Origin of the sequence: Streptomyces sp. JL2001, from assembly GCF_050917515.1 — a bacterium.
Lineage (GTDB): Bacteria > Actinomycetota > Actinomycetes > Streptomycetales > Streptomycetaceae > Streptomyces.
Window position 1 is genome coordinate 1501625 of sequence record NZ_CP169421.1, and the last position, 12267, is coordinate 1513891.

At 73.2% G+C, this 12267-nt stretch carries 16 protein-coding genes; 10 read left to right on the top strand and 6 right to left on the bottom strand.

The features are described from left to right. Positions 1-45 precede the first annotated feature (45 nt). The 5 genes from ACE1OA_RS06560 (at position 46) to ACE1OA_RS06580 (ending at position 3606) form a co-directional block, all read left to right on the top strand. Positions 46-255, top strand: a complete 210-nt coding sequence (locus ACE1OA_RS06560) for a hypothetical protein (protein WP_432752455.1) — start codon at positions 46-48, stop codon at positions 253-255. 652 nt (positions 256-907) lie between these two features. Continuing rightward, the gene (locus ACE1OA_RS06565; protein WP_386542426.1) at positions 908-1087 is read left to right on the top strand and encodes a hypothetical protein; all 180 of its coding nucleotides are present in this window, start codon (positions 908-910) and stop codon (positions 1085-1087) included. Between the two features lie 63 nt (positions 1088-1150). Then, on the top strand, positions 1151-1945 hold the full coding sequence (locus ACE1OA_RS06570) for an aldo/keto reductase (RefSeq protein ID WP_356600712.1): 795 nt from the start codon (positions 1151-1153) through the stop codon (positions 1943-1945). Between the two features lie 144 nt (positions 1946-2089). Continuing rightward, the gene (locus ACE1OA_RS06575) at positions 2090-3145 is read left to right on the top strand and encodes a GlxA family transcriptional regulator (protein ID WP_356776562.1); all 1056 of its coding nucleotides are present in this window, start codon (positions 2090-2092) and stop codon (positions 3143-3145) included. Next, positions 3142-3606 (top strand): RICIN domain-containing protein, encoded by a 465-nt coding sequence (locus ACE1OA_RS06580; RefSeq protein WP_432752456.1) that lies wholly within the window; start codon positions 3142-3144, stop codon positions 3604-3606. The genes ACE1OA_RS06575 and ACE1OA_RS06580 overlap by 4 nt, the downstream gene beginning before the upstream one ends. A gap of 86 nt (positions 3607-3692) precedes the next feature. Here ACE1OA_RS06580 and ACE1OA_RS06585 read toward each other — a convergent pair whose 3' ends face one another. Further along, on the bottom strand, positions 3693-4706 hold the full coding sequence (locus ACE1OA_RS06585; RefSeq protein ID WP_432752457.1) for a class I SAM-dependent methyltransferase: 1014 nt from the start codon (positions 4704-4706) through the stop codon (positions 3693-3695). Between the two features lie 76 nt (positions 4707-4782). After that, positions 4783-5715, bottom strand: coding sequence for an AraC family transcriptional regulator (locus tag ACE1OA_RS06590; RefSeq protein WP_432752458.1), 933 nt, complete (start codon positions 5713-5715; stop codon positions 4783-4785). Positions 5716-5848: 133 nt separating this feature from the next. On the opposite strand from ACE1OA_RS06590, the gene ACE1OA_RS06595 reads away from it, so the two are divergent. Beyond that, positions 5849-6700 (top strand): NmrA family transcriptional regulator, encoded by an 852-nt coding sequence (locus tag ACE1OA_RS06595; protein ID WP_356600613.1) that lies wholly within the window; start codon positions 5849-5851, stop codon positions 6698-6700. A gap of 121 nt (positions 6701-6821) precedes the next feature. On the opposite strand, the gene ACE1OA_RS06600 is transcribed toward ACE1OA_RS06595, so the two are convergent. After that, positions 6822-7778: a helix-turn-helix transcriptional regulator gene (locus tag ACE1OA_RS06600; RefSeq protein ID WP_356776552.1), complete on the bottom strand. Its 957-nt coding sequence runs from the start codon at positions 7776-7778 to the stop codon at positions 6822-6824. 39 nt (positions 7779-7817) lie between these two features. Here ACE1OA_RS06600 and ACE1OA_RS06605 point away from each other — a divergent pair, with 39 nt between their 5' ends. Together ACE1OA_RS06605 and ACE1OA_RS06610 are read left to right on the top strand one after the other, a co-directional pair. Continuing rightward, the gene (locus ACE1OA_RS06605; protein ID WP_356776550.1) at positions 7818-8297 is read left to right on the top strand and encodes a hypothetical protein; all 480 of its coding nucleotides are present in this window, start codon (positions 7818-7820) and stop codon (positions 8295-8297) included. After that, positions 8294-8764, top strand: a complete 471-nt coding sequence (locus tag ACE1OA_RS06610; RefSeq protein WP_386542417.1) for a hypothetical protein — start codon at positions 8294-8296, stop codon at positions 8762-8764. The genes ACE1OA_RS06605 and ACE1OA_RS06610 overlap by 4 nt, the downstream gene beginning before the upstream one ends. Here the strand turns inward: ACE1OA_RS06610 and ACE1OA_RS06615 are convergent. Together ACE1OA_RS06615 and ACE1OA_RS06620 are read right to left on the bottom strand one after the other, a co-directional pair. After that, entirely contained in the window at positions 8742-9497 is a 756-nt protein-coding gene (locus tag ACE1OA_RS06615; protein WP_432752459.1) for a methyltransferase domain-containing protein, read from the bottom strand. The two genes, ACE1OA_RS06610 and ACE1OA_RS06615, sit on opposite strands and share 23 nt — an antisense overlap. Before the next feature lie 122 nt (positions 9498-9619). Continuing rightward, positions 9620-9922, bottom strand: a complete 303-nt coding sequence (locus tag ACE1OA_RS06620) for a 4a-hydroxytetrahydrobiopterin dehydratase (protein WP_356600623.1) — start codon at positions 9920-9922, stop codon at positions 9620-9622. A gap of 209 nt (positions 9923-10131) precedes the next feature. Between ACE1OA_RS06620 and ACE1OA_RS06625 the strand changes: the two genes are divergently transcribed. Further along, positions 10132-10941: a helix-turn-helix domain-containing protein gene (locus tag ACE1OA_RS06625; RefSeq protein WP_432752460.1), complete on the top strand. Its 810-nt coding sequence runs from the start codon at positions 10132-10134 to the stop codon at positions 10939-10941. On the opposite strand, the gene ACE1OA_RS06630 is transcribed toward ACE1OA_RS06625, so the two are convergent. Continuing rightward, complete coding sequence (locus tag ACE1OA_RS06630; protein WP_356600627.1) at positions 10931-11353, bottom strand: hypothetical protein; 423 nt, start codon at positions 11351-11353, stop codon at positions 10931-10933. The two genes, ACE1OA_RS06625 and ACE1OA_RS06630, sit on opposite strands and share 11 nt — an antisense overlap. A 242-nt stretch (positions 11354-11595) precedes the next feature. Here ACE1OA_RS06630 and catA point away from each other — a divergent pair, with 242 nt between their 5' ends. Beyond that, positions 11596-12264, top strand: a complete 669-nt coding sequence (gene catA, locus ACE1OA_RS06635) for a type A chloramphenicol O-acetyltransferase (protein ID WP_432752461.1) — start codon at positions 11596-11598, stop codon at positions 12262-12264. Positions 12265-12267 lie beyond the last annotated feature (3 nt).

Consider the following 12267-nt stretch of genomic DNA (forward strand, 5'->3'; position numbering starts at 1 on the left):
TCCGGTCCGCTACGTTGGCGCTCTCAACTCTCCGCTGGGGGCTGCGTGAAGACGTTCTGGACCATCCTTACCTTCGCCCTGACGGCCCTGGCCGTCGGCGGCCTCATGAATGCACAGAAGGCAGCCGACGGGCCGTCTCTCGTTGGCGACGTCGTCATCGCGGGCGTGCTGGGCCTGGGTGCCGCAGCCAGCTGGCGCAAGCGCAAGGCACTGGACACCAGCTCCCAGCGCTCCCTTACTTGCTCCCTCGATTGACCCTCTGCGCCGCGAGCAGTAGCACCTTGTACTGCCCCAGGGCTCGTCGCTGCTTGCGAGTCTTGCCGGGTGGAAGAAGGTCCGCGTACCGCCACGCCTCACTACGCAGTACCCATGCCCGCCGAAAGTCCTTCGCGACCAAGGCGAGACGGATTCCGACCAGCGCTTCATCCAGCGCCATCAGCGCGTCGGCTTCCGGCACAAGAGGCTGCGGATGCTGTTGCCGTGGCGGCTTCGTGCGCAGCTCCCACGTCGGTCCCCCGCCAGTGAGCCGAGCGCGGGGACGGTTACCACTCATCAACGCCCTCCTTCAGTGAACCTGGACTATAGGCCGATGTCTTGGGACGCCGCGTGGGACCAGCGATCGGCCTCGTCGGCCTCCGCCTCCAGAGCCGGCCCGGCTTCTTTGCCCGTGACCGGATTGATGTAGCGAACGGTCACGCCAAGAATCGCTGCTGGTGGGCGTTGCCGGTAGCGCTCGAAGATGGTGTCCCCCTCGTGGTGAGTTCCCTCCGCCGCGTTACAGGACCGGGACGAGCCGGCGTCCGGCACCACCGCCGAGGAGCGGGTCCGGCTCGCCGAGGTGGTCCGGCGGACGGCGCGCACGGAGGGCTGCGCCGTCCTGCTGGTGGAGCACGACGTGGCCTTCGTCATGGAGTTGTGCTCGCGGGTCGTCGTCCTCGATCTGGGCCGGGTCCTGGCCGAGGGCCCGCCGGACGCGGTCCGCGCCGACCCGGCCGTCCGCGCGGCGTATCTCGGTTCGAGTCTCCCGGAACGGAATGCGAGCGGCCACGGAATCGTTGACCCTGGGAGTACCACCCGACGACGTTAGGATCGACCCCTCGTGAGCACGGACAACAAGGTCCCCTCCCTCACTCTGAACAACGGCGTGGAGATGCCGCAGCTCGGATTCGGCGTCTGGCAGGTGCCGGACGACGAGGCCACGCAGGCCGTGACCACGGCCCTGGAGGCCGGCTACCGCTCCATCGACACCGCCGCGATCTACGGCAACGAGGAGGGCACCGGCCGCGCCCTCACCGGCTCGGGGATCGCCCGTGGCGAGCTGTTCGTGACCACCAAGCTGTGGAACAGCGAGCAGGGCTACGACTCGACCCTGCGCGCCTTCGACGCCTCCCTCGACAAGCTGGGGCTGGACTACGTCGACCTGTACCTGATCCACTGGCCGCTGCCGGCCAAGGACGCCTACCTCGACACGTACCGGGCCTTCGAGAAGATCCACGCCGACGGCCGGGCCAAGGCGATCGGTGTGTCCAACTTCCTCCCGGAGCACCTGGAGCGGCTGATCGGCGAGACCTCGGTCGTGCCCGCGGTCAACCAGATCGAGCTCCACCCGCATCTGCAGCAGCAGGAGTCCCGTGCGGCGCACGCCCGCCACGGGATCGCCACCGAGGCGTGGTCTCCGCTGGGTCAGGGCAGGGGCCTCCTCGAGGTGCCGGCGATCGTCGCGATCGGGCGGAAGCACGACCGCACCCCGGCCCAGGTGGTACTGCGCTGGCACCTCCAGACGGGGAACGTGGTCATCCCGAAGTCGGTGACCCCGGCCCGCATCCGCGAGAACATCGACGTCTTCGGCTTCGAGCTGGACGCCGAGGACATGGCCGCGATCGCCGCCCTCGACGAGAACCGGCGGCTCGGGCCGGACCCGGCCGAGTTCAGCGTCGGCGCCTGAGGCTCCCGCGCGAGACGTGCGGAGGGGCGCGGTCCCGGTACGGCCCGCGCCGCGCCCCTTCGACGTCCGGGGCGGGACCCCCGCCCCGGACCGCCCGGACCGGCCTGGACCTGGCCGGATATCCGGGTGTGACAGAATCTGGCCATGAGCGTTTCCGTTCCCCCGCCCCACCGGGTCGCCGTCCTCGCCCTGGACGGCGTGATCCCCTTCGAGCTGGGCATCCCGTCCCGGATCTTCGGCTGCGCCGTCGCCGAGGACGGCTCCGCCCTCTACGACGTGCGCGTCTGCACCCTGGACGGCGGGCCCGTCCGGACCGCCGACGGGTACGCGATCGTCGCCGAGCACGGAGCCGAGGAGCTGGCGTGGGCGGACACCGTCGTCGTCCCGCCGACCCACGAGCTGCGCACCCTCGCCGAGGAGGGCTCGCTGGGCGCCGTCCTGGCCGAGGCCCTGGGCCGGGTCCGGCCGGGCACCCGCGTCGTGTCCATCTGCACCGGTGCGTACGCGCTCGCCGCCGCCGGCCTCCTGGACGGCCGCCGCGCCACCACCCACTGGTGGGAGGCCGCGCACTTCCAGTCGCTGTTCCCGGAGGTCCTGCTCGACGAGGACGTGCTGTTCGTCGACGACGACGACGTCCTCACCTCGGCGGGCGCCGCCGCGGGCGTCGACCTCTGCCTGCACCTGGTCCGCAAGGACCACGGCAGCGCCACCGCCAACAAGGTGGCCCGGAGCTGCGTGGTCCCGCCGTGGCGGGACGGCGGCCAGGCGCAGTACATCGAGCGCCCCGTCCCGGAGCCGACGGCCACCACCACCGCGCCCACCCGCGCCTGGGCCCTGGAGCGGCTCGACCGCCCGCTGACCCTCAACGAGCTGGCGGGACACGCCCGGATGAGCGTACGGACCTTCACGCGCCGCTTCCGTGACGAGGCGGGCACCACGCCGGGACAGTGGCTAACGGCGCAACGGGTCGAGCTGGCGAAGACGTTGCTGGAGACCAGCGACCTGACGGTCGATCACATCGCGGACCGGACCGGGTTCGGCAGCGGCAACTCCCTGCGCCAGCACATGCGCAGCCTGGTCGGGATCTCGCCGGCCGCCTACCGGCGCGCCTTCCACCGGGCGGCGGACACCACCCTGACCGCGTCCGGTCACGCGGCGGCGGGCGTCACCCGGGCGCCGGACCGGGAGTTCGCACGGTGAGCGCGTCTCCGCCGCCCCTCGCCGAGGGCGTCTACCGGGTGCGGAACGTGGCCAGCGGCCTGCTCCTGGAGGTGTACGGCGGATCGACCCGCAACGGCGCCGACGTGCGGCAGGGCACCGAGAACGGCACTCCGGCCCAGCACTGGCACATCAGCCCGGTACCCAACGGCAGCGGGCTCTACCACCTGGTGAACGTGGCGGGCGGCAAGCGGCTGGACGTCGCGGGCGCCTCGACGGAGAACGGCGCCAACGTCCAGCAGTGGAAGGCGAACAACTTCGGCGCCCAGGAGTGGATCATCGAGCAGGACCTCCAGTCGCCCGGCATCGTCGCGCTGGTCAGCTTCGTCAGCGGCCTGCTGCTGGAGGTCGAGGACGCCTCGCCGGACGACGGCGGGAACGTACGCCAGTGGGAGGACACCGACTCCCCCGCCCAGTGGTGGCGGCTGGAACCGGTGGCCTGACCCGCCGGCGGGGGCTGCGTCCGGCGTCGACCGGCCCGCTCGGCGGTGGCGGCGGGCCCGGTGGGACCGAGCCCGCCGGGCCCGCGTCAGCCCTTGATCGCGGTGTGGACGGTGCGGGCGGCCAGGTGGAACAGGTCCGCGCGCCGGTACAGGGACTCCGGGTCCGCCGGGTCGAGCAGCCGGTCGAGCACCTTCACGTCGTCCTCGGCGAGACGGTCCGCCTGCCCTTCGCGCAGCCGGGCGAAGGTGTCGACGACCTGGTCCCGGACGACGGGCGCGACCGGCGCCGGCGCGTCGACCAGGAACGAGCGGGTACCGCTCGGCGTGAGACCGGCGCCGGCGAGCAGCCCGCGCCAGTCGTCCACCTCGTCCTTGCTGTCGCGCAGCGAGGCCCGCATGTCGCCGAACGAGTCCGCGATCACCGCGTCCATCCGCGCCTCCAGGCCGGGCCGGCCCATGCCGATGTTCCACGGCAGGTGACGGGCGGGCAGTCCGCCCTCGACCAGCACCATCAGACCGCCGGGGCGCAGCAGTCCGGCGAAGGCGGCGAGGGCGGCGCTCTGGTCGCCGATGTGGTGGAGGGAGTTGCCGGCCCAGATCAGGTCGGCCTCGCCCAGTTCGCCGATGGCGTCGGGGAGTTCGGCGTGCAGGGTGGAGACGCGGTCGCCCAGCCCGTTGGCCTCGGCGCGGGCGCGGGCCCGTTCCAGGAGCTCCGGAGTGCCGTCGACGGCGACGACCTCGGCGGCCGGGAACGCCTCGGCGAGCAGCGCGGTGAGGACACCGGGCCCGCTGCCGATGTCGAGGATCCGGCGGACTCCGGCGACGGGCACGAGTTCGCCGAGCCAGGCGGTCGCCGCGGTGTAGACGGGGCTCTGGATCTCGGCCTGGCGCTCCAGGTGCGTGGCCATCTCGGCCCACGGCATGTGGGCGCTGTCGTGGTGGTGGCCGTGGCCCGCGCCATGCGCGTGGCCGGCGCCCTGGGCATGGCCTTCGTGACCCGCGCCGTGCTTCCCGCCGTGGCCTTCGTGGCCTTCGGCGTGGACGTGGCCGGGTTCCTGGCAGCGCTCGGACCGCTCGGTCTCGTTCTCGTGTCGACTCATGCGGCAAGGGTCCGACGAGCTGCCCGAAAGCGCCAGAAGTCTTGCCGCTTCGGCAAGTCCCGTCACCGGCGGCCGCTCACACCCGCGTGCGATGCTCCTGCGGGCTGACGCCCCGCACCCGCTTGAACGAGGCGCTGAGCGCGAACGCGCTGCTGTAGCCGACCTGCCGGGCCACCGACTCGACCGTGAGGTCGGTCTCCCGCAGCAGGTCGGCGGCGAGCGCGAGCCGCCAGCCGGTGAGGTAGGCCATGGGCGGCTCCCCCACCAGCCCGGTGAACCGCCGGGCCAGCGCTGCCCGCGACACCCCGGCCGCGCCGGCGAGCGAGGCCACCGTCCAGGGACGGGCCGGATCGTTCTGCAGGAGCCGCAGCGCCCGCCCCACCACGGGGTCGGCCATCGCGTTGTACCAGGCCGGGGGCTCGGCGCCGGGCCGGGCGAACCAGGCCCGGACGGCGGCGATCAGGAGCAGGTCCAGGACCCGGTCCAGGAAGACACTCTGGCCGGGTTCGTCGCGGGAGATCTCCTCGTCGAGGAAGGGCATCAGCGGACAGGTCCACACCTCCGCGGGCAGGTGCAGCAGGGGCGGCAGCGCGTCGAGGAGCCGCCGGCTGACCTCCCCGTCCATCTGGTAGGTGCCCACGAGCATGGTGTTCGCCCCGTCCGGGGAGTTGCCCCAGGTCCGCACGCCGAGCCGCATGGACTCCGAGAGCGGCTCGCCGCTCAGCGTGGTGCAGACGCCGCCGGGCCCGATCGTCGCGGTCGGCGCGGCGCCCGGCTCGTGGGCGACGGTGTACGGCTCCGGACCGCGGGCGACGGCGATGTCACCGGGCCGCAGGCGGACGGTGTCACCCTCGGCGGGCACGATCCACGCCTCGCCCTCGGTGACGCACATCAGGCAGAGCGGCGCGCGGTCCTCGATCCGTACCGACCACGGCGGCTCCATGACCATCCGCAGCAGGAAGGCGCCTTTGGCCCGAGGCCCGTCGAGAAGTCCGGCGAGTGCGTCCATGGGCCGCAAGCCTAAGGGCGCCGCCCCGTCGACCGGGCGTCCGCGCGGGATCCGGGGCCGGGTGGGACGACGGCGTATGGGAGTGAGTCTCCGGAGCATGGGAAGCGGGGCCGCCGGACGCGAGTCTGGATGCATGACGACGCACACGAACCACACGAACAGCACGCGGACGACTCCGGCGGCGCGGACGATCCTGGTCACGAGCGCCACCGGCAAGACCGGACGCCGCGTGGCCGAGCGACTCCGGGCGCGCGGGGCGGCCGTACGGGCCGGGTCCCGCTCCGGCACGGTCCGCTTCGACTGGGAGGACACGGGAACCTGGGCCCCGGCCCTGGCGGGCGCGGACGCCGCGTACGTGAACTACTACCCGGACCTCGCCGCTCCCGGTGCGGTCGCGGCGATGGAGCACTTCGGCCGGCTGGCTGTGGACGCCGGGGTGCGGCGGCTGACACTGCTCTCCGGGCGCGGTGAGCCCGAGGCGGTCCACGCGGAGGAGGCCCTGCGTGCCTCGGTCGCCGAACTCACCGTCGTACGGGCCTCGTTCTTCGCCCAGAACTTCGACGAGGGAGCGATGGCCGACGGCGTGGCGGCCGGGACGCTGGCGTTCCCGGCGGGTGACACGGCCGAACCGTTCATCGACGCCGACGACCTGGCCGACGTGATCGTCGAGACCCTGACGCGCGACGGTCACGCGGGCCTGGTCCACGAGGTGACGGGGCCGCGGCTGCTGACCTTCGCCGAGGTGGCCGCCGAGATCGCCCGGGCGTCGGGACGGCCGGTGGCGTACGTGCCGATGAGCGAGGCCGAGTACGCCGGCCTGCTGGTGCGGTTCGGGCTCCCGGAGCCCGAGGCGCAGTGGCTCTCGGGCCTCTTCGCGATGCTCCTCGACGGCCACAACGCCACGGTGACGGACGGGGTGAAGCGGGTGCTGGGCCGCGAGCCGCGCGACTTCACCGCTTTCGCGGCCGGGGCGTGGGACGCCTGAGCCGCCGGACGCCGCGGGCCGGCCCGGTGCGGGCGAGCACCCCGGGCCCGGGCGCACGGGAAACGGGTGGGCGCGGGCGCCCGTGTCCCGGACCCGTACCCGGGTCCGGGTCCGGGTCCGGTCAGGGGGCGGCGTACCGGGCCGCCAGCGCGGTGACGGTCGCGGTGAGACGGGCCCGGAGTTCGGCGGGCTCCAGGACCTCCACGTCGGCGCCCAGGGCGAGGAAGGTGTCGTGAGCGTGGGCGAGGGACTCGATCGGGAGGGTGGCCCGGGTCCAGCCGTCCGGCTCCGGGGTTCGGGTCTCGGCCCACGCGCGGGCCGCCGGCCCCGTGAGACGTCCGCCGCCCTCCACCGTCAGCCGCACCACCGCCTCGCCCTGGTGGAGCCGCTCCCGGAAGCCCGCCTGGTACTCCCGCCAGTACGCGGCCAGCTCGAACCCCTCCGGGATGACGGACTCCGCCTCGTCCAGGACGAGTTCGAGGATCTGGTCGACGCGGTAGGTGCGCGGGCCCGGCCCGGCGACCAGGTACCAGCGGCCGGCCTTGAGCACCAGACCGTAGGGCTCCAGGCGCCGGTCGACGTCCGTCGGCTCCTTCCAGCGGCGGTACCGGACCCGCAGGACCCGTCCCCGGCGCACCGCGTCGGCGACCTCCGTCAGGAAGGGCGTCCCGGTGTCCTCGGCGTACCAGCTCGGTGCGTCGATGTGGAACCGCGTCCGCAGCCGGTCGACATGCTCCCGCAGCGGTGCCGGGAGCGCGGCGCGCAGTTTGAGCTGCGCGTCCACGAAGTGGGAGCCGAGGCCGAGTTCGTCCGCCGCGCCCGGGACACCGGCCAGGAAGAGGGCCTCCGCCTCCCCGGCGTACAGGTCGGTGAGACGGGTGCGGTGGCCGGCCAGGAGCCGGTAGCCGCCGCTGTGGCCGGCGTCGCCGTAGAGCGGCACCCCGGCGGCGTGCAGCGACTCGATGTCGCGGTAGACGGTCCGGACGGACACCTCGAGCTGCTCGGCGAGCTGCGCGGCGGTCATCCGGCCCCGGGTCTGGAGCAGCAGCAGGAGCGAGATGAGTCGGCTGGACTTCACTGACACAAGGTGTCAGTGAACGGTCCCTACAGTCCAGCCATGGCTTTCAGCGAGAAACTGCTCTTCGTTCCGCCGCCGGTCGAGGTGTCCGGCCGTCGCGTCAAGCGCTACCACGTCACCGCCGACCCCGCCGGCATCGAGCCCGAGATCGAGAAGGCGGCGTACGCGCTGCTGCCCGAGCTGCTGCCCGCGCCGGACGGCACCCCGCCGGCCACCTTCGTGGTGCTGCACCGCGGTGGTGACAGCGGCGCCTACCTCAACGCGTACAGCTGGGTGTGGGACAACGTCCTGCACTTCGCCGGTGCGGCGGCCGGGCAGCCGGCCCTGGACTGCCCGGACACCGACCCGACGCACTTCGTGCCGACCGGCCGGCCGTGGATCGGCTGTGTCTGGGAGCTTCCCCCGGTCCTGCACGAACGGGACGCCTGGGTACGGCACATGCTGACACCGGACACCCCCGACCTCGACGGGTACGTACACGACTCCCTGCCCGCCGGCACGACGGGAGACCGCCCGTGAGCGCCGCCGGCGACGGCTTCGCCTTCCTCGACGGCGACTGGCTCGTCCACAACCGCCGCCTCGGCGACTTCCTCGACCCGGACAGCGGCTGGGAGGAGTTCGAGGGACACACCACGGGACGGCTCTTCCGGGACGGCCGGGCGCACGTCGACGAGATCGTCTTCCCGTCGAAGGGGTTCAGCGGTCTGACGCTGCGGCTGTACGAGCCGGAGACCGGCGAATGGACGCTGAACTGGTCCAGCAGCCGGACGGGACGTCTCGACCCGCCGGTCAGGGGCCGGTTCGCCGAGGACGGCACGGGCACGTTCCACGGCGAGGACCGCTACGCCGGCAAGGACGTGCGGGTCCGCTTCCGCTGGTCGGGCATCTCGGCCCGTACGGCCCGGTGGGAGCAGGCGTTCGCCCTGGACGGCGGGGAGTGGGTGACCAACTGGGTGATGGAGTTCAGGCGCGCGGGCCGCGCCTGAGGTAGCGGACCAGCCGGTATTCGGGGTCGTCACGGGGGCGGTCCTGGTCCGGCAGGTCGGCGAGCGCCGCACAGAGCGCGCCGACGGTCGCGGCGTCGCCGCGGAACCACGAGGCGTAGTGGCCGCGGCGCAGGTTCCCGGCCACGCGCCGAGGGGTGTTCCCCTGGCCGTGGCCGGTGAACCGGGTCTCGCCGGCCGGGTCGAGGCCGTGGGCGGCGGCTTCCACGGTCACCCGGTCGGCCCGGTCCGTGCTCCGCTCGTGGGTGCGGTACGGGCGGAGGACTCGGTCGACGTCGCTGCCGACGTCGTGGGCGGCGTCCTTGTCGACGGTGACGATCAGCGCGCCGCCGGGGCGCAGGACCCGGGCCGCCTCGGCGACGATCGCGTCGGCGAAGGGGACGAGGTGCAGCAGCCAGACGGCGCTGACCACGTCCACCGAGGCGTCCGGGAGGGGGAGGCGCCGCGCGTCGGCGAGCACGATCCCGCCGGGCACGCGCTCGTGCGCCTTGCGCGCCATGCCGGCGGACGCGTCGGCGCCGTACACGCGCAGACCGGGGCGGTTCAGCCGCTCGGTGACCAGGCCGGTGCCGCACGCGAGGTCCAGCAGGGTGCGGGCCCCGGGCGGGACCAGGCGCAGCACGGCGTCGGCGGCCGCCCGGGCGCGGGGTACGCCGCCGCGGGTCGCGTCGTAGCGGCCGGCCTCGGCGTCGTAGTCGAGCAGGGTCTGCGTCATCCCGCAGAGGGTACGCGGCACACGTCCGGCCGGGGGCCGGGCGTGCGCGCGTATCCGCGCCTCGTACGCGCGCGGCCCGCGGGCGCGGTGTACGTGCCCGGCCGGACGGTGCGGGCGGTGCGTCAGCTGGCGCCGTGGGCCGGTGCGACGCCCTCCACGCGGGCGGCGAGTTCGAAGTCCTTGTCGGTGATGCCGCCGGCGCTGTGCGTGTTCACGGAGACCGCGACACTGTCGTAACCGAGCGTCAGATCCGAGTGGTGGTTCAACTCCTGCTGGATCTGGGCGACATGGACGACGAGCGCGGTGGCGGCGAAGTGGTCGCCGAGCCGGTAGCGGCGCTCGATGCGGTCACCGGCCAGGGACCAGCCGGGGAGTTCCCGCAGCCGGTCCTCGATCTCCTTCTGCGACAGCGGCTCCGTGGGCATGCGCGGACTCCCTCCGGTCGGGTGACGACCTGGGCGACGGCCGACGACGGCAACGGCGTGACGACGGCGACGACCCGGTCGACGGTGACAGCGCCGTGGTGACGGCGCCGTACGGACGATGACGGTGACGATACGGTCTCCGGCCCCCGCCTCCGGGTCAACACATGGGCGACGCCCGATCGGCGCAGCGCCTGGGTTACGTTCTCCCCATGACGACTGTCGCCACGGACACGGGAGTGGGGCCGCTGCTGCGCGGCTGGCGCGAGCAGCGCCGGCTGAGCCAGCTGGAGCTGGCACTGCGGGCCGACTCCTCGGCCCGCCACATCTCCTTCGTCGAGACGGGCCGGTCCCGGCCGAGCGAGGAGATGATCCTGCGCCTGGCCGAGCACCTGGACGTACCGATGCGGGAGCGCAACACCCTGCTGCTCGCGGCGGGTTACGCGCCGCGGTACGCCGAGTCGACGCTCGACGAGCCGCGGCTGGAGACGCTGCGGGAGGGCATCGAGCAGCTGCTGGCGGGGTACGACCCGTATCCGGCGCTCGTCGTGGACGGCACGTACACGGTGGTGGCGGCGAACCGCGGCATCGGCATGCTGATGGCGGGGCTTCCCGAGCACCTGCTGACCCCGCCGCTGAACGCGATGCGGATCACGCTGCACCCGGAGGGGCTGGCGCCGCGGATCCTCAACCTGCGGGAGTGGCGGGGGCACCTGCTGGCCCAGATGCGGCGTCAGATCGGCCTGGCCCGCTCGGAGTCGCTGCGAGCGCTGTACGAGGAGGTCGCCGGATACCCCCTGCCGGCGGGTCCGGGAGGCGAGGCGGACCGGGAGGACCCGCAGCCCTGTCCGTACTTCGCGCTGCCGATGCGGATCGAGCACGACGGACGGGTGCTGTCCTTCGTCTCGTCGATCTCGACGTTCAACACTCCGATGGACGTGACGGTCGCCGAGCTGGCCATCGAGACGTTCCTCCCGGCCGACCCGGCGACGGTCGCGTATCTGCGGTCCCTCAAGGAGTAGCGGAGGCGGCGCGCAGGGCCGTCCACTGGAGCGCGGCGAAGCCGGCGACGGTGGCGGCCTGCATCGGGACCCACACCAGTCCGGCGGTGCCGGGCTCCAGCCAGCCGACGAGGGCGACAACACTGAGGACGGCCCACAGGACGTTGGCGTCGACGACGAGCTTGACCCCGAAGGCCGGCGGCCGGCGCCGGCTCGCGAGCCAGGCGACTCCGGCGGCGAAGGCCGTGAGGAAGAGCCCGAGCCCGAACAGCAGCCGGGACCCGATCCCGAGCAGCTCCCCGAGCGGCCCGGAGGCGGCGACGTAGGCGAGCCCGTTCCCGCCGGTGACGACGGCGTCGAGGGCGAGAAACCGCCGCACCGCGACCTGCGGCCGAGAGGTACGGGCAAGACCGGTGAACAGGGCCTGGGACATGACGGATCACCCTCCACGGGGACGTTGTCGCTGACGACGAGCCCGGAACTCGGCCGGAGTGCGCCGCCCGAGTCCCGGTGACCACGAGCTTGCCGGGCGGGGGGAGGGGGGTCGATTACGTGGGGGGTAATGGGGGGCCTCCGGGATCTCGTCCCGGGGCGCCGGTACTTCAGCGGTGGCTCCCCGGTCGGCCCTCCAAAAAGCATTCCGGGGCGGATGCCGACCGCTGGCAGGATGATCGGATGGACGCTCCCACCCCGATCGACCTGGACACATGGCCGCGCCGCCAGCACTTCGAGCACTACCGACGGCTCGTTCCGTGCACGTACTCGATGACGGTGGAGCTCGACGTCACCGCGTTCACCGCGGCGCTGCGTGCCTCGCGTCGCAAGTCCTACATCGCGCAGGTCTGGGCACTCGCGACGGTCGTCAACCGTCACGACGAGTTCAGGATGTGCCTCACCGCTTCGGGCGACCCGGCCGTCTGGCCCGTCGTGCACCCGGCCTTCACGGTGCTCAACGCGGAACGCGAGACGTTCGCGTGCGTGTGGGCGCCCTACGATCCGGACTTCGGCAGGTTCCACGACGTCGCCGCCCCGCTGCTCGCGGAGCACGGTGCGGCCACCGAGTTCTTCCCGCAGGGGACGCTGCCGCCCAACGCGTTCGACGTGTCGAGCCTGCCGTGGGCGTCCTTCACCGGGTTCGACCTCCACATCCGCGACGCCTGGGACCACCTCGCGCCGATCTTCACGCTCGGCCGGTACGTCGAGCGGGACGACCGCGTCCTGCTCCCGCTCGCCCTGCAGGTGCACCACGCCGCCGCGGACGGCTTCCACTCGGCACGTCTCGTCAACGAGCTGCAGGCCCTCGTGACGGATCCGACCTGGCTGGAGGAGACCCCGAAGCCCTGAAGC